Here is a 19,487-nt window from a genome sequence, read left to right on the forward strand (position 1 = left end):
GAACGCCCAGCTGGTCAGGGCGGAGAAGGAGTGGCAACTGGAGCGGGAGATCCTGCGCCGGGCGGCCCAGTATTTTGCCCGGGAGATGAAGTGAAGGCCCGCCGCTGGGACTTCATCTCCGCCCACGCCGACGACTTCGGTGTGCAGCGGCTGTGCCGGGTGCTGCAGGTCTCCCGGTCGGGCTACTACCGGTGGATCGCCGGCGCCGAGGCCCGCGCCGCCCGGCAGGCCGAGGAGGATGCCCTGGTGGAGGACCGAACCCGGGGGCTCCGCCCCCGGACCCCCGCTCCTCAAACGCCGGAGGGGCTGGATGTGACGCCGCAGGGGCTGGATGTTCGCCGGAAGGGCTGGACCTGGTTCAGTCCACCCCCCGGATCCGTCGTACCAGCAGCGCTCCCGCCAGGCCGATGACCGCCGCCACCAGGTACAGCATCCGGTAGCCGCCCAGGTAGGTCACGATCGGGGCGGCCAGGGCGGGGGCGGCGACCTGGGGGAGGGCGTTGGCCACGTTGATGACGCCCAGGTCCTTCCCGCGGTCCAGGGCCGTGGGCAGGACGTCCGTCATCAGGGCGAAGTCCACCGAGGTGAACACGCCGAAGCCGATGCCGAGGACGGCCGCCGCGACGATCGCGCCCGGCCAGGTCTGCCAGCCGGCCAGGGCCGCCGTCGCCACCGCCATCAGTACGCCCGACCAGATCACGAACGGCTTGCGGCGGCCGACCCGGTCCGACCAGACGCCCCCGACGACGACCGTGGCCAGCAGGGTCACGCCGTTCACGGCGGTCAGGATCAGCACGCCCTGTTCCGGGTCGTCGTGGTGCAGGCGGTCGCGCAGGTAGTACAGCAGGTACAACAGCACCAGCGCGTTGCTCAGGTTGATCAGAAAGCGGGTCAGCCAGGCCCACCCCAGGTCCGGGTGGCGGCGCGGACTCAGCCAGAAGCCCGCCAGGAAGCCGCGCCAGGACCAGGGCGGCCGGTCCGCCGGCGCCAGCCGCAGATCCTCGTAGCGCACGACGTACGGCAGGACGCCCACCACCGTGAACACCGCGCAGGCCGCGTAACCCGCCCCGGTGCCGCCGGCGACCGTGGCCAGGCCCGTCCCGCCGACCACGCCCAGGATCTGCGCGGCTCCCAACCAGCCGCCCACCGAACCCCGTTGGGAGCGGGGCACGCGGTCGGGCACCGCGGCCGTCACCGTCGCGAAGGCGGCGTTCAGGGTCAGCTGGACCAGGCACCAGCCCGCCGCCATCGTCCACACCCCGCCCGCCCCGGCGAGCAGCAGCAGCGACAGCGCGCCGCCCGCCGCCCCGGCCACGATCCAGGGCGTACGGCGGCCCCAGCGGGCCGTCGTCCGGTCCGACAGGGCGCCGAACAGCGGGTTGGCGACCAGCGACACCACCGCGCCCGCGCCGGTCACCCAGGCGAGCAGCGTCTCCTTGGACATGCCGGTGCCGGGGGCGAAGTCCTCCGACTGCGAGGCCAGCAGGATCTGGAGGGGGCCGTACCAGCCCACCCAGATCGCTCCGTTGGCGAGCGAGAGCGCCGACGCCCAGCCTCTGCCGACCCGTTCGACGGGCTCGGCGAGCGCCGTCGTCGTCATCTCTGCGCCCGCAGGACGTCCCGCAGCCAGCCGTACGACGCCTTGGGGGTCCGCTCCAGCGTCTCGAAGTCCACGTGGACCAGGCCGAAGCGGCGCTCGTAGCCCTCCGCCCACTCGAAGTTGTCCAGCAGCGACCACACGAAGTAGCCGCGGACGTCGACCCCCGCCTCGACCGCCCGGTGCAGGGCACGGAGGTGGCCGTCGAGGTAGGCGATCCGGTCCTGGTCGTCGAGGCCGGGGTAGGAGCAGCCGTTCTCGGTGACGACGATCGGCGGGAGGCGGTCGCCGTAGCGCTCCTTGAAGCCGGTGAGCAGCTCGGTGAGTCCCTCGGGGACCACCGGCCAGCCGAAGTCGGTCACCGGTACGTCCTCGATCTCCCGGACGGAGAAGGGGAGTTCGGCCGGCATGGTGATCCCGCCGAACTCGATCTCGGTGCCCTGCGGGGCGCCGACCCTGGTGGGGGCGTAGTAGTTGACGCCGTACCAGTCGAGGGGCTCGGAGATCACCTTCAGGTCCGAGGCCACGTCGCCCGGCATCAACTCGCCCAGGCCCTCGGGGTATTCGCCGAGCAGCAGCGGCTCCGCGAACAAGCGGTTGAGCAGGACGTCGTAGAAGGCGGCGGCCTCCAGGTCGGCGGGTTCGCGGGACGCGGGCCAGGTCGGGCCGTGGGAGTTGGCGACGCCGATGTCGGTGGCGCCGGCCGCGCGCAGGGCCCGTACGGCCAGGCCGTGGGCCAGCAGCTGGTGGTGGGCGACCGGCAGCGCGTCGAAGAGGAGCTGCCGGCCCGGGGCGTGGGTGCCGAGGGCGTGGCCCAGCAGGGTGTGTTCGGCGGGCTCGTTGAGGGTGATCCACTTCTTCACCCGGTCGCCCAGCCGGTCCACCACCACGGAGGTGTGGTCGGCGAATCGCGACGCCGTGTCCCGCTCCAGCCAGTCCAGTTCGGCGGGCAGGTCCCAGTGGAAGAGGGTCGGCACGGGCCGTACGCCCGCGGTCAGCAGGGCGTCGACGAGCCGGTCGTAGAAGTCGAGGCCGCCCGGTGAGTTCACCCGGGGCCAGGAGACCGAGAAGCGGTACGCGTCCACGCCGAGGCCGGCCAGCAGCGCCACGTCCTCGCCGTAGCGGTGGTAGTGGTCGCAGGCCACCGCCGCCGTCGAGCCGTCCTTCACCCGGCCCGGCTCGGCGGTGAAGGTGTCCCACACGGACGGCCCGCGCAGGTCCACCGCCCCCTCGATCTGGTGGGCCGAGGTCGAGACGCCCCACAGGAAGCCTGCCGGGAACTGGGGTATCGGGTTCGTCGCCATGCGCCGGATCATCCGTACCAGCGGTAACAGAAGTCAACGGGCGGGCGTGAACAACGAGTTACGCGCCCTCCTTCAGCACCCGCGAGATCAGCCGGCGCTGCTCCTCCGTCAGTCGTGGGTCGGCCGCGTGGACCGTCCGGCCGTCCACCGTGATCTCGTACACGAAACCGTCCGGCACGCCCTGGACGGGTGTGCCCCGGCCGGCGGCGAGCGCCTGCTCGGCCAGGGCCTGCCATTCGCGGGCGTCGGGCCGTCCCGAGGTGTCGACCTCGGCACGGCGCTCGATGCCCGCGAACCCGCCCGTGCGACTCACCTGAATACGCATGGGTCCCTGTCTAGTACGGAGTCACAGAATCCGCACCCCCACCTGTTCCCACGCCTTGGTCACGGCCTGGATCTCCTCGCCGCCGGCGCCGTAGCGCTCGCGCGCGGCCTCGACGGTCAGCCGGGCGAAGTCGCCGAAGAACGCCCGCTCCGTGAGGTCGCCGCCGGTCAGGACGTCGTACCAGAGCTGTCCGGCCCGCTCCCAGGCGTGGCCGCCGAGCGCGGTGGCGGTCAGGTAGAACGCGTGGTTGGGGATGCCCGAGTTGATGTGGACCCCGCCGTTGTCGCGGCCGGTGCGGACGTAGCCGTCCATCGTCGCGGGCTGCGGGTCCTTGCCGAGCACGTCGTCGTCGTAGGCGCTGCCCGGTTCCTTCATGGAGCGCAGGGCCGTGCCGGTGACGCCGGGGGCGAGCAGGCCGGCGCCGATCAGCCAGTCGGCCTCGGCGGCGGTCTGGCCGAGCGTGTACTGCTTGATGAGCGAGCCGAAGACGTCCGACATCGACTCGTTGAGGGCGCCCGGCTGGCCGTAGTAGGTGAGGTTCGCGGTGTGCTGGGTGACGCCGTGGGTGAGTTCGTGGCCGATGACGTCGACCGGGATGGTGAAGTCGAGGAAGATCTCGCCGTCGCCGTCGCCGAACACCATCTGCTCGCCGTTCCAGAAGGCGTTGTTGTAGTGCTCGTCGTAGTGCACGGTCGCGTCGAGGGGCAGGCCGTCCCCGTCGATGGAGTGGCGCCGGTACGCCTGGAGGTAGAGGTCGAAGGTGGCGCCGAGACCGGCGTAGGCGCGGTCGACGGTGGCGTCCTGGCCGGCTTCCTCGCCCTCCCCGCGCACCCTGGTGCCGGGCAGGGAGGTGCCGTGCCGGGCGTCGTAGAGGGTGCGCAGCGGCTGGTCGGCGGGCGCCTTGGTGGCCGGGGCGGCGGCGAGGCCGTACTCGGCGGTCACCCGGCGGCGGGCGCGTTCCTGGGCGTCGCGCACCAGGGTGCGCTGGGCCGCGCCGGCGATCGCGGGGTCCGCGCTGCGGGCGAGGCGGTCGAGGACGTGGGGCGGTACGACGGTGCAGAAGACGGGCTCGAAGCCCCCGTTGGTCTTCATCATGCCCGCACCCTTGCACTGAGTTATCACTGTGTCACTACCCGCCACCATGATTGGTGAAATGTGCGGACAACAAACGTCACGCTCCGTGGTGGAGTGGTATGGAGCACTTTTTGTCCCCTTCGCCCCTTCTAGCCGACGTGATCCCGCATACTGATACGGGCCCTCGCGTCCGGCGCGGCTCGGCTAGGCTGCGGAGCATCATGCGTATCGGGCTGCTTCTCCTCCTTAGCTGCCGCGGCGAGGGCCTGTAACCGAGGCCGACCCCCTCCCCGCGGAGTTCTGGCGTTGCGCCGTCGGCCGTCCTTCAGGACCCGCCTTCGAGGAGCCCCCGCATCATGGCGAACCGCCAGCAGCCCAGCCACATGCCGATCCACAAGTACGGGCAGTACGACCAGGTCGACATCCCGGACCGCACCTGGCCGCAGAACCGGATCACCGTCGCCCCCCGCTGGCTCTCCACGGACCTGCGTGACGGCAACCAGGCCCTGATCGACCCCATGTCGCCCGAGCGCAAGCGCCGGATGTTCGACCAGCTGGTCGCCATGGGCTACAAGGAGATCGAGGTCGGCTTCCCCGCCTCCGGCCAGACCGACTTCGACTTCGTGCGCTCCATCGTCGAGGAGCCCGGCGCGATCCCCGACGACGTGACGATCTCCGTACTGACCCAGGCCCGCGAGGACCTGATCGAGCGGACGGTGGAGTCGCTGAAGGGCGCCCGCCGCGCGACCGTCCACCTGTACAACGCCACCGCCCCCGTCTTCCGCCGCGTGGTCTTCCGCGGGTCCAGGGACGAGATCAAGCAGATCGCCGTCGACGGCACCCGGCTGGTCATGGAGTACGCCGAGAAGCACCTGGGCCCGGAGACGGAGTTCGGCTACCAGTACAGCCCGGAGATCTTCACCGACACCGAGCTGGACTTCGCCCTGGAGGTCTGCGAGGCGGTCATGGACGTCTGGCAGCCCGGCCCGGGCCGCGAGATCATCCTCAACCTGCCCGCCACCGTGGAGCGTTCGACGCCGTCCACACACGCCGACCGCTTCGAGTGGATGGGCCGCAACCTCTCCCGCCGCGAGCACGTCTGCCTGTCGATCCACCCGCACAACGACCGCGGTACGGCGGTCGCGGCAGCCGAGCTGGCGCTGATGGCCGGCGCCGACCGCGTCGAGGGCTGCCTGTTCGGGCAGGGCGAGCGCACCGGCAACGTCGACCTGGTCACCCTGGGCATGAACCTGTTCTCCCAGGGCGTCGACCCGCAGATCGACTTCTCCGACATCGACGAGATCCGTCGAACGTGGGAGTACTGCAACCAGATGGAGGTCCACCCGCGCCACCCGTACGTGGGCGACCTGGTCTACACGTCCTTCTCCGGCTCCCACCAGGACGCCATCAAGAAGGGCTTCGACGCCATGGAGGCCGACGCAGCCGCCAAGGGCGTCACCGTCGACGACCTGGAGTGGGCGGTCCCCTACCTGCCGATCGACCCGAAGGACGTCGGCCGCTCCTACGAGGCCGTCATCCGCGTCAACTCGCAGTCCGGCAAGGGCGGTATCGCCTACGTCCTGAAGAACGACCACAAGCTGGACCTGCCGCGCCGGATGCAGATCGAGTTCTCCCGGCTGATCCAGGCGAAGACGGACGCCGAGGGCGGCGAGGTCACGCCGAAGGACATCTGGGCGACCTTCCAGGACGAGTACCTGCCCAACCCCGAGAACGCCTGGGGTCGCATTCAGGTCAAGAACGGCCAGTCGACCACGGACACCGACGGCGTCGACACGCTGACGGTGGAAGCGACCGTCGACGGCGAGGACACCGTCCTCACCGGATCCGGCAACGGTCCGATCTCGGCCTTCTTCGACGCCCTGGCAAGCGTGGGTGTCGACGTACGCCTGCTCGACTACCAGGAGCACACGATGAGCGAGGGAGCCTCCGCTCAGGCCGCCTCCTACATCGAATGCGCGATCGACGACAAGATTCTCTGGGGCATCGGCATCGACGCCAACACCACGCGCGCCTCCCTGAAGGCGGTCGTCTCGGCCGTCAACCGAGCGACCCGCTGACCATCCTGACCGGGGATTCGTCCGGCTGCACAGGGGCCCCGCCCGCCGTCACCCGGCGGGCGGGGCCCCGTCGTATACCGGCCATTCCGAGTGGAGGTCACGAGCAGGTCTCGTCCAGGGTGCTGACTCCGACTCGCCGATGTGGCTAACATCACGCAAGCGCGGCGATGTTGCCGTGGCGTAACGGAGGTGCGACGTGCTGCCAGTACGGGGACGAGACGACCGTGGTGCCGCCAGGCTTGCGCGCCTGCTGGGCACGCGCGTCGCATGGACACCGGTGGGTGACGGCGAGTTCTTCTGTCCCGGCTGCGGAGGCGACCGCAACTACCAGCGGCTGACCGGCCGCCGCCGCTTCACCCTGCTCGGCGTGCCCGTGCTGCCGCGCGGCGAGACCGGCCCCGTCGTCGAGTGCGCCGCCTGCCGCCGCCACTTCGGCACCGACGTCCTCGACCACCCGACCACCACCCGCTTCTCCGCGATGCTCCGCGACGCCGTCCACACCGTCGCCCTCGCCGTCCTCGCGGCCGGCGGCACCGGTGCCCGTACGGCCCTGGAGGCCGCCGCCGGCACGGTCCGCGCCGCCGGCTTCGACGACTGCACGGAGGAGCAACTGGAGGCCCTGGTGGAGGCCCTGGCCGCCGACACCGGCCGGGTCTACGGCCGCGCCTGCGGCGCCGGGCTCGCCATAGAGCTGCACGAGGCCCTGGACCCCCTGACCCCGCACCTCGCCCCCGCCGGCCGCGAGTCGATCCTCCTCCAGGGCGCCCGCATCGCTCTGGCGGACGGCCCCTACACCCCCGCCGAACGCGAGGCCCTCACCACCGTCGGTGCCGCCCTCACCATCTGCGCGGACGACGTCACCCGCCTGCTGGCGGCGGCCCGTACCCCGTCCTGAGCCCGTCGGCGCCCGCGCCTGCGACGCTCCCCGCGCCTGCCGCACTCCCCGCGCTTCCCGGGGGGTGATGCCGCGGCGCGCCCCGCCTGGCCCGCGCGCCGTGCCGGGCGGGAGCGGCGGGGGCGGGAAACATGGGGCGGACAGTCGGTGTCCGCCCGCCCGTAAGGGAGCTCGATGGCCCTCCTGAGCCGCGCCCTGCTCGTGACCGCGGTGTTCCTCACCCCGTTCACCGCTCCGCACACCTCCTCGGCCGCCACCCGGTGCGTGTCCTCCGTCCCCTACGTCTCGGGCCGGGACGGGTACGCCACGTACCGCATCCCGGCCGCCGTCACCACCCGCCGGGGCACGCTCCTCGCCTTCGCGGAGGGCCGGCGGCACGGCGCCGGGGACACCGGCGACATCGACGTCGTGCTGCGCCGCTCCACCGACGGCGGCTGCACCTGGGGCCCGCTCCAGGTGGTGGCGGCCGGGGACGGGGACACGCGGGGCAACCCGGCGCCGGTCGTCGACCCGCGCACGGGCGCGGTCGTCCTCCTCACGTCCTTCAACAGCGGGACGGTGACGGAGGCGCAGATCATGCGCGGCGAGGTTCCGCCGGAACACGGCCGCCGGGTGTTCGTGCAGCGCAGCGGGAACGACGGCCGGGACTTCTCCGCGCCCCGGGACATCACCCGGCAGGTCAAGCCGGCCGGCTGGCGCTGGTACGCGACGGGACCCGGACACGCGGTGGCCCTCACCCGCGGGCCGCACGCCGGCCGGCTGGTCGTCCCCGCCAACCACTCGGCCGCGCCACCGGCCGGCTCGCCCGACACCGGCCGCGAGTCCCGGTACTACGGCGGCCACGCGATCTACAGCGACGACGGCGGGCGCAGCTGGCGGCTGGGCTTCGTCGACGGCACCTACGACGGCGTCACCAACGCCAACGAGTCCTCGGCCGCCCAACTCCCCGACGGACGCCTGTACTTCAGCGCGCGTGACCAGGCGGGCAGCAGCCCGGGCAACCGTCTCGACAGCTATTCGAGCGACGGCGCCCGGAGCCTGGACCGCCCCTACGCCGCGCAGCCCACGCTCGACGACGTGCCGGTGGTGCAGGGCAGCGTCCTCCACCTCGACCGGCTCGGCGGGCTGCTGCTGTTCTCCGGGCCGTCGGTGCCCACCGCCCGGCGGGAGATGGCGCTGTGGCGCAGCGTGGACGGCGGGGCGACCTTCACGAAGGCGGTCACCCTGTCCCGGCAGCGGGCCGCGTACTCCGACCTCGTCCGGGTCGGCCGGGGCACGGTCGGGGTGCTGTACGAGACGGGGGACACGGGGACGTACGACACCATCGAGTTCCGGCGCGTGGACGTGACCGAGCTGCGCGGCCCCGGCGGGGGCGGGGCGCCGTCCCTCACGGCGGGCGGCGGTGAGGGCGGGGCGCCGTCCGTCACAGCAGGCCGGCCGCCGTCAGGAACCCGCGCACCCGTGCCACCTCGTCCGGCGACAGCGGCACCTGGGGCTCCGCCGTCGCCGGGCAGTCGATGACACCCCGCAGGTGCAGCGCCGCCTTGAAGGCGCCCAGCGCCGACGAACCGCCGCCCATGCGGGCCGGGTCCCCGGCGCCCACGAGGCCGAACAGCGCGCACAGCCGCTCCTGTTCGGCCCGCGCCCCCTCCCGGTCACCGGCGCGGCACAGGGCGTCGAGGCGGACGTAGCCGTGCGGGTCGACGTTGGCGAGGCCGGGCACCGCCCCGTCCGCGCCCAGCGCCATGGCCGCGTCGACGACGGTCTCGGACCCGGTCAGGACGCTGAAGCCGGTGATGCCGGGGTGGTCGCGGGCGCCCGTGACGACGGCCCGGAAGCCGGTCAGGTCGCCGCTCGAGTCCTTGAGGCCGGCCAGCACCCCCTCGGCGGCGAGGTCCAGGACCAGGTCCGCGGGCAGCTTCGCGTGGACGGCGACCGGGATGTCGTAGGCCAGGACGGGGACCGGGCTCGCGGCGGCGACCCGGCGGAAGTGGCGGCCGATCTCGGCCGGGTGGGTGCGGGTGTAGAACGGGGCCGTCACGACCACCGCGTCCGCGCCTGCCGACACCACCGAGGCGACCTGGTCGAGGACCCGGGGGGTCGTCATGTCGATGGCGCCCGCCAGGACCGGCAGCCGGCCGCCCGCGTGTCCCACCACCGACTCCACGACCAGCCTCCGCTGCCGGTCCGTCAGGAACGCCGCCTCCGAGGTCGAGCCGAGCACGAACAGGCCGCTCACCCCGCCCGCCACCAGATGGTCCACCAGCCGCAGCAGCGAGGGGACGTCCACCGCGCGGTCCGGGGTCAGGGGCGTGCAGACGGGCGGGACGACACCGGTCAGCGGGGCGGGGATCGTCATGAGGGCTCCGTGGGGCGTTCGGGCCGGACGAGGTCGCGGGTCGACCCGTCCTCCTCCACGGGATGGTGGCAGCGGAAGCGGTGTCCGGGGCCCGACGCGGCCGAGAACCCCGCGGCGGCCGCGCACACCTCGCGCGCCTTGCGTCCGGACGCGGCCGACAACCCCGCCGCCGCGCACGCCTCGCGCGCCTTGCGTCCGGAGGCGTCCGCCTTGCGTCCGGACGCGGCCGACAACCCCGCCGCCGCGCACGCCTTCCCTTCCGGACGGGCGCGGCAGCCCGCACGCGGACCCGCGTCCCGCAGGTCGCGGGTCCGGCCGCGTGGCCGGCGGGGGGCGCCGACCCCTGTACGGCGCCCCCCGCCGGCCCGGCTTCCGTGCTGCCGTCACGGTGACGCCGTCACGGTAGTGCCGTCACGGCAGCGTCTTCTCGTAGTACTTGTCCTGGTCGGAGTCGTAGACGAGGCGGCCGTGGGCGTCGTACCCCTTGATGCGCGGGGCCTTGGTGACCTGCTGGTTCAGGATGCCGGAGGCGACGAACCAGCCGTGGTCGAGCACGGCCCGGCCGCCGGTGTCACCGTAGGAGACGGTCACCTCGGAGACCGAGGACTTCACCCTGCCGATGGCCCCCCAGCGGAACGGCAGTTTCCAGTTGCCCTTGTCGAGGACGGACTGCTGGTAGAGCTTGCCGCCGTTCATGTCGGGGTACACCGGACCGCCGTCGGGCAACGTCGCGCTGTCGTCACCGACGCTGGTGCCGAGGCCCTCGGCCGCGCCGTTCTTCACGGTGCACACCAGCCGGATCTTCGCCCGCTCCTTCACCGCGACGACGTACACGCCCGCGCCGGGCGCGTTGGAGTCGCCGGTGCTGCGCATCGCCAGGATGATCCGGTAGCCCGCCGACGTGCCCAGGTCCGGGCTGCCCGGAGCCTGTTCGTGGGAGCGGTCGTAGGCGAGGCACTTGTTGAGCCCGTCCGCGGCCTGCGCGAGGGTGATCCCGTCCAGCAGCTGCCCCGCCGTGGCCGGTCCCGCGGGTCCCGAGGGCTTCGGTGCCGGTTTCGTCGGGGTCGGGCTCGGGGACAGTGTGGCGCCGGCCGACGACTGGGGCGTCCCGGTGCCGGGGCCCCCGCCCACCGCGTACGCCCCCACGGGCACCGCTGCCAGCGTCACCAGGGCCGCCCCGGCCGCCGTCATCCTGCGCCGCCGCTCCAGCGTGCCCCGCCGGCGGATCGCCGGATACGGCGCCGGGGACGGCCGGATCGTGTACGCGTCCTCGGCGAGCAGCTCCCGCACCCGCTCCTCGATGTCCCGCTCCTGCTCCTGTTCGTGCTCCCGCTCCGGCTCCTGTTCCGGGTCCTGCTCCCGTTCCCGCTCGTCGCTCACCTGCTGCCCTTCTGTCCGGCCGCGTCCATGACCTGCGCGAGCCCGGGATACGTACGCAACTTCGCCAGCCCCTTGGACGCCTGGCTCTTCACCGTGCCGGGGGAGCAGCCGAGCACGTCGGCGACCTCCGCCTCGGACAGGTCCTCCCAGTAGCGCATGACGACCACCGCCCGCTGCCGGGGCGGCAGTCCGGCCAGCGCGGTCATCAGCGCGCTGCGCTCGTCGGCCCACGACACGGCCTCGTCCCGCCCCGCGACGTCCGGCGGGGCCGCCGTGAGCGACTCCGCGACCCGGCGCTTGCGGAACCGGTCGCTGTTGCAGTTGACGAGCATCCGCCGGACGTACGCCTCCGGGTTGTCGCTGCGCGCGACCCGCCGCCACGAGCGGTACGCCTTCGCCAGCGCGGTCTGCGTCAGGTCCTCGGCGTGGTGCGCGTCGCCGGTGAGCAGGTACGCCGTCCGCACGAGATGGGACCACCGCGCTCTGACGAACTCCTGGAATCTGTCTTCCTGTTCGGCCTGCATCAAGCACCCTCCCTCGCTCCCCAGACCACCGCGGGGACCGATTCGGTTGCCCGGGAGGCGGGGTGGGGCTGGAATGGTCCGGTGACCTACGACGGGCGAGCGGACGGGGCGCGGGACACGCGGTGGAGCGAGCGGGCCGCGGGTGTCCTGCGCCTGCCGTCCGGACGCCTGGTCCGCGGGCGTGGCCTGCGGCGCCCCCTGCCACCGGGGGCGCCGGCTCCGTCGTACGGCCTGTATCTGCTCGGCGGCCCGCCGCCCCCGGTGCCCTGGGAGTCCCGCTGGCTGCGCTGGCCCGACTTCCGGCTGCCGGCCGACCGGGTGGCGGCCCGCACCCTGCTGGCCGAGGCGTGGGAGCGGGCCGCGGACGAACGGGTGGAGCTCGCCTGCGGCGGCGGCCGGGGCCGTACCGGCACGGCTCTGGCCTGTCTCGCCGTCCTGGACGGTGTGCCGCCCGAGCAGGCCGTCGGCTACGTCCGCGCGCACTACGACCGGCACGCGGTGGAGACACCCTGGCAGCGGCGCTACGTACGGCGGTTTCCCGGACCGGTCAGGTGAGCGCGTCCGCGAGCAGCGCCGCGGTCTCCTTGATCAGGTCGTGGTCGTACGCCGCGTCGCGGTCCGGCAGCGTCGTCTGGACCGCCAGGACGAGCGGGGTGCCGTCCTCGGTCCACGCGATACCGACGTCGTTGTTCGCGCCGTACCAGCCGCCGCCGGTCTTGTCGGCGACCGTCCACGTCGTGGGCAGCCCGGCGCGGAAGCGGTTGCCGCTGGTCGTGTTGTTCAGCAGCCAGCGCGTGAGCAGGTCGCGGTCGGGACGGTTCAGCGCGTCGCCGAGGACCAGACGGGCGTACGTACGGCCGCTCGCACGGGGGCTCGTCGTGTCCGTGATCCGCCACGGCTCCGCCGAGTTGAGCTCCGTCTCCCACCGGTCGAGGCGGGTCACCCGGTCGCCCAGGGAACGCGCGAAGCGGGTCACGGCGGTGGGGCCGCCCAGTTGGCGCAGCAGGAGGTTGCCCGCGGTGTTGTCGCTGTAGCGGATGGCCGCGTCGGCGAGTTCGGCGACGGTCATGCCGTCGGCGAGGTGCTTCTCCGTCACCGGCGAGTTCTCCACCAGGTCGGCCGCCGTCCAGCGCACGCGACGGGCGAGGACCTCGCCGTGCCGGTCCAGATCGCGCAGGACGGCTCCGGTGGCCAGGGTCTTGAACAGGGAGCAGAGCGGGAAGCGTTCGTCGGCGCGGTGGCGGACGGTCCGCCGGGTGGCCAGGTTGCGGGCGAACACGCCGAGCCGGGCGCCGTGTTCGGCCTCCAGCGCGCTCAGCCGGGCGGTGACCGGGTCGCCGCCGCTTCCTCCGGCGGCGGCGTGCGCGGGTGCGGTGGGCACCAGCAGGGTGGTCGCGGCGGCGGTGCCCGCCGTGAGGAGGGCGCGTCGGGTCATCGGGGACTTCGCGGAGCGGGGGATCTTTCTCTCCTTCGTCGAAGCGGGCCGTCGATCTCTTCAGTGACCGACGCCGGATGTCGTTCCTTGGTTGCGGCACGGTGAACCGTCGGCGGACGGCGCCGGGTCCGGGCGCCGCGCACAGTGGCGGCATGGAGAAGACGAAGGGGATCGACAGGGCACAGTTCCTCGCCGGGGCGGCGGCCCTCGGGCTCGCTGCGGCCGTGCTGCCGGCCGGACCGGCGGCGACCGGGGGCGGAACCGGGGGAGGGCACGGGGGCGGAACCGGGGGAGGGCATGGGGATGCGGGTCGGCGCGGCCTCGCGCGCCGGGGGGTGGTCTACACCGTCGGGGAGGGGGAGCGCCCGGCCACCGCCTTCAGCCCGGCCCGGATGCGGGCCGACCTGCGCACGATCCGCGACGACCTGCACGCCGACACCGTCGACGTCACCGGTGACGGCGTCGAGCGCCTCACCGCCACCGCCGCCGAGGCCGCCGAGCGCGGACTGCACGTCTGGCTCCAGCCGACCCTCGGGGACGTTCCGGAGCGGGACATCCTCGACCACCTGGCCGAAACCGGCCGGTTCGCGGAACGGCTGCGCCGGCAGGGCGCGAGCGTCGACCTCAGTGTGGGCTGCGAGTTCTGGCTGTTCGTGCCCGGGATCGTGCCGGGCGACACGGTCATGGAACGCGTCGAGAACCTGCTGAACGGCACCTTCGACCCGCAAAGGACGCAGCGCCTCCTCGACCGCTTCACCGCGCGGGCGGCGGCGGTCGGCCGCTCCGTCTTCCACGGCCGGCTGAGCTACGCGGCCGCGCAGGACGACAAGGTCGACTGGGACCTGTTTGACGTCGTCGGCATCGACTACTACTCCTACCACCGCCAATCCGCCGCTTACGTAAGCGAGTTGCGCCGGTACCTGCGCTGGGGCAAGCCGCTCGCCGTCACCGAGTTCGGCACCTGCGCGTACCGGGGCGCGCCCGAAACGGCCGGCATGGGCTGGAACATCGTCGACTACGACAAGGACCCCCCGGAGATCAAGGGGCACCCCGTCCGCAGCGAGCGCGTCCAGGCCGCCTACCTGACCGACCTGCTGCACGTCTTCGAGTCGATGAACCTCTACGCGGCGATGGTGTTCGAGTTCGTCACCCCCGACGCCCCGCACCGGCCGGGCGACCCGCGGCACGACCTCGACCTGGCGGGCTACGGCATCACCAGGACCATCGAGGGCCGCCCGGGCGACCCGGACTCCGGCCGGCACCGGGAGCCGAAGGCGGCGTTCCACGCCGTGGCGCGTGCCTACCGTCAGAAGGCGAGCGTCATCAGCAGGCGGTCCTCACCGGGACCGAAGTAGTCCCGGCGGGGCGCCCCTTCCGCCACGAAGCCCAGCGAACGGTAGAGCAGCACCGCCGTGTCGTTGTTCGGCTCCACGGTGAGCCAGACCTCCTTGACCTCCTCCGACCGCAGCCGCTCCAGGATCTCCGACATGAGCCTGCGGCCCAGACCCCGGCCCTGGAGGCCGGGCGTGATGGCGAGGCTGAGGATCCAGCTGTGGTCGGCGTTCGGCGCGGTCGCGAACACGTAGCCGAGCAGACCGGAGCCGTCGTCGAGGACGAGCAGATGGTCACCGTAGGCGTCGAGGAATTGCCGCAGGACGAAGTACGGATACGGTCCCGACGGGAAGGCCTGCCCGTCGAGGCGGACGAGTTCCGGCAGATCCGCCGCGGTGACCGGCCTGATCGAGGGAAGAGGAGCCATGTAGTCCCCTTGTGGAGCATTCGAAGATGCATACCAATGGTGCGATATCCATACCGACCGTGTCGGCGCAGGTTCCCCTATCTTCGCCGGACGCTATCCGGTCATTCAAGGTGAGAACAGGACCTGGCGTGATTGGCTGGCACAGCGCGTGGGCGCGGTGCGCTACATTGAGCCAATGACCCCGGGATCACCAACTGGTGCCGATAAGCTGAACGCCGACGTCGATTGGGACAATTTCGACCCCCAGGCGTACATCAGGAACAATTACCTCGTCCTTCATCCCGACGACGAGGAGATCCTTTCGGCTGTCCGCGACCACTTCGGTGATCATTTCCGGCGGAACCCCGGCACGGTCGCCACCGGTATCGATGTCGGCGCGGGCCCGAACCTCTACCCCGCCTTCACGATGCTCCCGTGGTGCGAGGAGATCACCCTCTACGAGTGGTCGGCCGCGAACGTCGCGCATCTCGAGGGCCAGCGCGTCTCCTTCGACCCCAACTGGGACCGGTTCTGGGACGTCCTGCGTGAGGAGGAGGGCTACGGCCGGCTCGGCGCGGCCCCCCGGGCGCGGTTCGGGCGGACCGTCAGACCCCGCCGCGGCAACCTGTACGACCTCGGTCAGGCGGGCCCGGACGGCGAAGCGGAACGCTGGGGCATGGGCACGATGTTCTTCGTCGCGGAGTCGATCACGACCTCGCTGGAGGAGTTCCGGCGCGGGGTGTCCTGCTTCATGAACGCCCTCGAACCGGGCGCCCCGTTCGCCGCCGCGTTCATGGAGCACTCCCTCGGATACCAGGTCGGCGCGCACGACTTCCCGGCCAGTGACGTCGGCGAGCAGGAGGTGCGCAACCTGCTCAAGCAGTACGCCGGAGACGTCGACCCCCTGCACATCGGAAAGCCGGGCGGTCTCGTGCGCGAGGGGTACACGGGAATGATCCTTGCTTGCGGTCACCGCAACGACTGACAGCGGTCTCTTTTTCGCACCTGTGTGAGGGGGCATGGGAATGCAGATCAAGCCGCGTCTTCAGCTTCTCGACGTGTGGCAGGCCATTGCCGGCCACTCTTTCAGGAGTGGCGACTGGGCCTGGGGTGAATGGGGAGGCCGCAGCAGCGTCGCCGACGCCGAACGCCTGCTCTGCCTCATGTATCCGGCGACCGAGATTCCCGAATTCCGGCTCGACAACCCGGACACCACCCAGGAGGACGTGGAGAAGGCCCTCAAGGAGATGGGCGATCCCACGGAGATTCCCGGAAGTCTCGTACGGATTCTCAGTGAATTCATGGGAAAGCATCACGGCGGTGACGTCGGCCCCACGTTCTCCGGGGGCTATTACTTCCAGTCCGAGGACCCCGACCAGGAACTCACCAAGGAACAGCAGGAGATCGGGGTGGTCGACTCCTTCTCCATGTCCGTCACCCTGTGCCTCGCCACCCTCGGCTTCCTCAAGATCTACCGCACGAGAACCAACCGGTCCGACACCCAGCGGCTGATCCAGGAACTCTGGGACGCCACCAGCCAACGCCTCACCTCCGCCATGGTGAGCCTGCTGCGCTCCTTCACCGTCAACGTCTTCGACGCCGAGTCCGGCCAGGGACAGGCGCTGTGCCGGCTCCTGGGCCAGCAGCGACTGTCGGACCGTGTGGTCCTCGGCCGGTTCCAGGAACGCTTCAAGGCGCTGCGTGCCGTCATCAGCGAGAGCCTCGTCCTCGGCGTCGACGTCGAGGAGCAACTCCGCAACGAGAACCGGCTGTTCGAGTGCGGCTGGGCCTGGAGCCTGGTCCGGGACGCGCCCGAGGTGGAGACCAGCGACGACATCGGCGTCCAGCCCTCGGGCGCCGCCGACGCCGTCCCCTACCTGTACTTCACCGTCGTCGCCCTCGACGGCATCCAGGACCTGTTCTCGGACCGCACGCTGACCCTCGCCCTGCTCAACACCGAACAGCAGCGGCTCGCGGAGGCGCTGCGGCTGCGCTGGGAGATCACCCAGCAGTACTGGTCGGCCATCGCCCGCTTCGGGGACGGCAGCTGGCCCCTGGAGGACATCCCGTGGCGGACCACGGGCCAGCAGCTGGAGTCGGAGTACTTCTCGCTCTGCGTCGCCTCCATCCTCGTGCACGACCTGGTCCGCCGCCGGGCCACCGACGACGACCTCACCCGCACGGTCGGCATCATGGAACGCCTCGCCGAGCGCGGCCGTATCACCAGCCGGATGACCAGGGACGATCCCGCCGTACGCCTGCACAACCCGGGAGTCGCGCTGCCCCTGCTGGGGAGCGACGGGCAGGGGCCCGCCATGCAGTGGGCCATGACGGACTTCTCGGCGCAGCTCCTCAAGCGGACCATCCAGCTGTGCTCGCTCTCCCGCAACCTCGCCTCCCACGACCGGCTCCTCCAGCTGGCCGAGGACATCCTCGGCCACCTGTGGAGGCGGCGCGTGAGCGACGGTGAGGGGGTCGGCCTGTGGGACAACGTCCACGCGGCGTACCCCAGTTCGCAGGAGCGCACCGGACCGCTGTCGTGGAGCATCACCGAACGCGTCACCGAGTGCATGGTCGCCGCCTCCCAGCTCTACACGCAGCCGCCGATCCGCAGCGCCGAACTCACCGCGCTCGCCCGGTCCCTGCTCAGCGAGTCCACGCACCTGCTGGGCAAGGAGCAGATGAAACTCGCCCCGCCGGCCAAGAGCCAGGAGGGCGAGGAACTCAAGGGCGTCGAGGCCGACCTGCGCCGCGCCCGGCTGCTCCTGGACACCGAGCCGGGCACCGCCTGCGCCCTGTCCATGGGAGTGCTGCGCCGGCTCGACACCCTGGCCCGCGCCAGGGACACCGGGTCGGGGGTGTGAGGGGTGCTGGTGTTCGCCGCCTCCGACAAGGGAGGCACCGGCCGCTCGGTCACGAGCGCCAACCTCGCCTACCGCCGGGCACTCGACGGCGACGACGTCTGCTATCTCGACTTCGACTTCGGCTCGCCCACCGCCCCGGCCGTCTTCGACATACCCGATGTCCTGAAGGAAGCCGAGGGACGCGGCCTGCACTCCTATCTGAAGGGCGAGACCGGGGAACCACTGCGCGTCGACATCTGGGCACGCACCGAGCATTACGTCCTGCGCGACAAACCGGACCGCTCCGGACGACTCGTCCTGCTGCCCGGGGACCGCACCGGCGGCGAATTCGTCACCGACACGGAAAACCTGCACCGCTGCGTCGACCTGATCCTGCGCCTCCGACGTGAATTCGACGTGATCGTGGTCGATCTGAGCGCCGGACGCAGCTATGCGATGGACCTGGCACTCGCCGCCACCGCCCAGGAGGAGTTGCGGCGCGTCAAAGTCCGCTGGCTGGTCTACCACCGCTGGACCCGGCAGCACGTCATGGCCGCCGCCGAACTCGTCAGCGGAAAACAGGGCATCGTGAGCGCCGGTGAGGAAATGGGGCACGACCGGCAGGCGCTGCTCGGCGCGATCCGTTTCGTACGGGCCGCCGTGCCGGATCTCGAATCGTCGCTCTGGTCGCAGATGCCGCCCGCGCAGTCGGCCTGGATGCGCCAGTACAACAAACAGCTGGAGGTCGTCGCCGCCGAACTCGGGATCGGCAGGAGCAGGGTGCTCGGGTCCGTACCCCTGGAACCCGTCCTGCAGTTGCGGGAACAGCTCATCACCGACCAGGACGTGCTGGACAGCCGGATCGCCAACATCGGCACCTGGCAGGCGATGGGCGAACTGGCGGAACGACTGGCCGACGACAAGCACTGGGGGGAACTGTGAGCGGAACCGGAAACGGAACCGGCGCCGTCTTCCAGGAGACCAGCGCCCAGCCGCGCACGGAGGCCGTGCCGTTCTCCCATCTCTCCCTGGAACTCGGCCACTTGTACATGGAGGACGTCACCGAGGGCCCCGAACGGCTGCGCGCGCACTTCGCCGCGGTACGCCCCTGGGTGGACGCCGCCCGCGCCGCGCTGCCCGCGCTTCCCGGCGCCGGGAAACCCCGGATCAGCACCTGCTTCCTGATCGACGACTACTTCAGCCGCCCGGCCACCCCCGCCGAACTCCTGCCGCCCCTGATCGAGGCGGCCGAGCGGGCCGGTCTGACCATCGACTACCTGGCCCGCGAGTCCGGCTGCGCCGCCACCGACCCGCGCCGGCCCGAGCGCGGCGGCCTCGCCGAGTTCGTCCTGGGCCGGCTCGTCGAGACACCGCCACCCGGCAGCCGGGGCTTCCGTCCACCCCTCAGCCGGACCGGCTGGCTCACCAACGGGCGCCGCGCCCCGGCCCAGCGTACGGCGGCCGCGCTGAGCGCCACGCCCGCCTGGCAGCCCCCCAGTGAGACCGGCGCGCGCGGCCACTCCGTCTTCGTGGACGTGGAGCTGTGGGACGAGAACACCGACCGCCGCACCTGGTCCTGCGCCTTCCTGGCCGCCGTCTGGCAACTGGCCCGCCTCGGACTGCTCCGTGACAACGGCAGGGCCGTCCTCACCCCCACCGGCTGGGACCCGGCCGCCTTCCCCGACGACTGGGACGCCCTCCCGCCACTGCTCCGGCTCAACCCGTCCGCGCCCCCCTTCACCGCGTACTACACGTGCAGCGTGCTGCCCGCCCGGTTCCTGCCGGTCGAGCACGCCGTGCGCGTCGTCCTGGAGCAGACCCAGGTGGACGCCGGAGCGCTCGGCCAGGTGATCCGGCGGGCCGCCGACGAGGGGTTCCCGGTGCCCGCCGGCGCCGTGGAGCGCACGTCCTACGTGTTCCCGCCGGGGCTGTGAC

19 protein-coding genes and 1 pseudogene are annotated in these 19,487 nt (G+C 72.0%); 10 read left to right on the forward strand and 10 right to left on the reverse strand.

The window, feature by feature from the left end; genetic code table 11:
- Positions 1 to 90 precede the first annotated feature (90 nt).
- Positions 91 to 411 carry a hypothetical protein gene (locus tag ABZT03_RS26245; protein ID WP_356043341.1) on the forward strand — a complete coding sequence of 107 codons (321 nt, stop codon included), beginning with the start codon at positions 91 to 93 and terminating at the stop codon, positions 409 to 411.
- Here the strand turns inward: ABZT03_RS26245 and ABZT03_RS26250 are convergent.
- From ABZT03_RS26250 to ABZT03_RS26265, 4 genes are read right to left on the reverse strand one after another with little or no spacing between them, the layout of a single operon-like run.
- The gene (locus tag ABZT03_RS26250) at positions 359 to 1,600 is read right to left on the reverse strand and encodes an MFS transporter (RefSeq protein ID WP_356043343.1); all 1,242 of its coding nucleotides are present in this window, start codon (positions 1,598 to 1,600) and stop codon (positions 359 to 361) included. The genes ABZT03_RS26245 and ABZT03_RS26250 overlap by 53 nt on opposite strands.
- Positions 1,597 to 2,901: a GH1 family beta-glucosidase gene (locus ABZT03_RS26255; protein WP_356043345.1), complete on the reverse strand. Its 1,305-nt coding sequence runs from the start codon at positions 2,899 to 2,901 to the stop codon at positions 1,597 to 1,599. The genes ABZT03_RS26250 and ABZT03_RS26255 overlap by 4 nt, the downstream gene beginning before the upstream one ends.
- Before the next feature lie 58 nt (positions 2,902 to 2,959).
- Positions 2,960 to 3,226: a protealysin inhibitor emfourin gene (locus ABZT03_RS26260; protein WP_356043348.1), complete on the reverse strand. Its 267-nt coding sequence runs from the start codon at positions 3,224 to 3,226 to the stop codon at positions 2,960 to 2,962.
- Between the two features lie 21 nt (positions 3,227 to 3,247).
- Positions 3,248 to 4,318: a M4 family metallopeptidase gene (locus ABZT03_RS26265; RefSeq protein ID WP_356043478.1), complete on the reverse strand. Its 1,071-nt coding sequence runs from the start codon at positions 4,316 to 4,318 to the stop codon at positions 3,248 to 3,250.
- Positions 4,319 to 4,656: 338 nt separating this feature from the next.
- Here ABZT03_RS26265 and leuA point away from each other — a divergent pair, with 338 nt between their 5' ends.
- The 3 genes from leuA to ABZT03_RS26280 all read left to right on the forward strand — a co-directional run bounded on the left by leuA (position 4,657) and on the right by ABZT03_RS26280 (position 8,794).
- Positions 4,657 to 6,378, forward strand: a complete 1,722-nt coding sequence (gene leuA, locus ABZT03_RS26270) for a 2-isopropylmalate synthase (RefSeq protein WP_356043349.1) — start codon at positions 4,657 to 4,659, stop codon at positions 6,376 to 6,378.
- Positions 6,379 to 6,574: 196 nt separating this feature from the next.
- Positions 6,575 to 7,273 carry a TerB family tellurite resistance protein gene (locus tag ABZT03_RS26275; RefSeq protein ID WP_356043352.1) on the forward strand — a complete coding sequence of 233 codons (699 nt, stop codon included), beginning with the start codon at positions 6,575 to 6,577 and terminating at the stop codon, positions 7,271 to 7,273.
- A 174-nt stretch (positions 7,274 to 7,447) separates the two neighbouring features.
- The gene (locus tag ABZT03_RS26280; RefSeq protein WP_356043354.1) at positions 7,448 to 8,794 is read left to right on the forward strand and encodes a sialidase family protein; all 1,347 of its coding nucleotides are present in this window, start codon (positions 7,448 to 7,450) and stop codon (positions 8,792 to 8,794) included.
- Here ABZT03_RS26280 and ABZT03_RS26285 read toward each other — a convergent pair.
- The 4 genes and pseudogenes from ABZT03_RS26285 to ABZT03_RS26300 all read right to left on the reverse strand — a co-directional run bounded on the left by ABZT03_RS26285 (position 8,697) and on the right by ABZT03_RS26300 (position 11,536).
- Complete coding sequence (locus ABZT03_RS26285; RefSeq protein ID WP_356043356.1) at positions 8,697 to 9,632, reverse strand: dihydrodipicolinate synthase family protein; 936 nt, start codon at positions 9,630 to 9,632, stop codon at positions 8,697 to 8,699. The genes ABZT03_RS26280 and ABZT03_RS26285 overlap by 98 nt on opposite strands.
- A pseudogene (locus tag ABZT03_RS26290) lies at positions 9,629 to 9,772 on the reverse strand (peptide ABC transporter ATP-binding protein); the annotation flags it as partial. The gene ABZT03_RS26285 and the pseudogene ABZT03_RS26290, both read right to left, overlap by 4 nt.
- Positions 9,773 to 10,043: 271 nt before the next feature.
- Positions 10,044 to 11,012, reverse strand: a complete 969-nt coding sequence (locus ABZT03_RS26295) for a hypothetical protein (RefSeq protein ID WP_356043359.1) — start codon at positions 11,010 to 11,012, stop codon at positions 10,044 to 10,046.
- Positions 11,009 to 11,536, reverse strand: a complete 528-nt coding sequence (locus ABZT03_RS26300) for a SigE family RNA polymerase sigma factor (protein WP_356043362.1) — start codon at positions 11,534 to 11,536, stop codon at positions 11,009 to 11,011. Before ABZT03_RS26300 ends, ABZT03_RS26295 begins: the two co-directional genes overlap by 4 nt.
- A gap of 81 nt (positions 11,537 to 11,617) precedes the next feature.
- On the opposite strand from ABZT03_RS26300, the gene ABZT03_RS26305 reads away from it, so the two are divergent.
- Positions 11,618 to 12,091: a protein phosphatase gene (locus tag ABZT03_RS26305; protein ID WP_356043364.1), complete on the forward strand. Its 474-nt coding sequence runs from the start codon at positions 11,618 to 11,620 to the stop codon at positions 12,089 to 12,091.
- On the opposite strand, the gene bla is transcribed toward ABZT03_RS26305, so the two are convergent.
- Positions 12,084 to 12,971, reverse strand: coding sequence for a class A beta-lactamase (bla, locus tag ABZT03_RS26310; protein WP_356043365.1), 888 nt, complete (start codon positions 12,969 to 12,971; stop codon positions 12,084 to 12,086). The genes ABZT03_RS26305 and bla overlap by 8 nt on opposite strands.
- A 152-nt stretch (positions 12,972 to 13,123) precedes the next feature.
- Here bla and ABZT03_RS26315 point away from each other — a divergent pair, with 152 nt between their 5' ends.
- On the forward strand, positions 13,124 to 14,326 hold the full coding sequence (locus ABZT03_RS26315) for an abortive phage infection protein (protein WP_356043367.1): 1,203 nt from the start codon (positions 13,124 to 13,126) through the stop codon (positions 14,324 to 14,326).
- On the opposite strand, the gene ABZT03_RS26320 is transcribed toward ABZT03_RS26315, so the two are convergent.
- Positions 14,278 to 14,730, reverse strand: coding sequence for a GNAT family N-acetyltransferase (locus ABZT03_RS26320; protein WP_356043369.1), 453 nt, complete (start codon positions 14,728 to 14,730; stop codon positions 14,278 to 14,280). The genes ABZT03_RS26315 and ABZT03_RS26320 overlap by 49 nt on opposite strands.
- Positions 14,731 to 14,905: 175 nt before the next feature.
- Here ABZT03_RS26320 and ABZT03_RS26325 point away from each other — a divergent pair, with 175 nt between their 5' ends.
- From ABZT03_RS26325 to ABZT03_RS26340, 4 genes are read left to right on the forward strand one after another with little or no spacing between them, the layout of a single operon-like run.
- Entirely contained in the window at positions 14,906 to 15,694 is a 789-nt protein-coding gene (locus ABZT03_RS26325) for an SCO2525 family SAM-dependent methyltransferase (RefSeq protein WP_356043371.1), read from the forward strand.
- Positions 15,695 to 15,734: 40 nt separating this feature from the next.
- A complete protein-coding gene (locus ABZT03_RS26330) occupies positions 15,735 to 17,573 on the forward strand; it encodes an SCO2524 family protein (protein ID WP_356043374.1) in 1,839 nt (612 codons plus the stop codon).
- 3 nt (positions 17,574 to 17,576) lie between these two features.
- Positions 17,577 to 18,494, forward strand: coding sequence for an SCO2523 family variant P-loop protein (locus tag ABZT03_RS26335; protein WP_356043377.1), 918 nt, complete (start codon positions 17,577 to 17,579; stop codon positions 18,492 to 18,494).
- Positions 18,491 to 19,486: an SCO2522 family protein gene (locus ABZT03_RS26340; protein WP_356043380.1), complete on the forward strand. Its 996-nt coding sequence runs from the start codon at positions 18,491 to 18,493 to the stop codon at positions 19,484 to 19,486. Before ABZT03_RS26335 ends, ABZT03_RS26340 begins: the two co-directional genes overlap by 4 nt.
- The last annotated feature ends 1 nt before the right edge of the window (position 19,487 follow it).

This window comes from Streptomyces sp. NPDC005574, from assembly GCF_040605435.1.
Classification (GTDB): Bacteria; Actinomycetota; Actinomycetes; order Streptomycetales; family Streptomycetaceae; genus Streptomyces.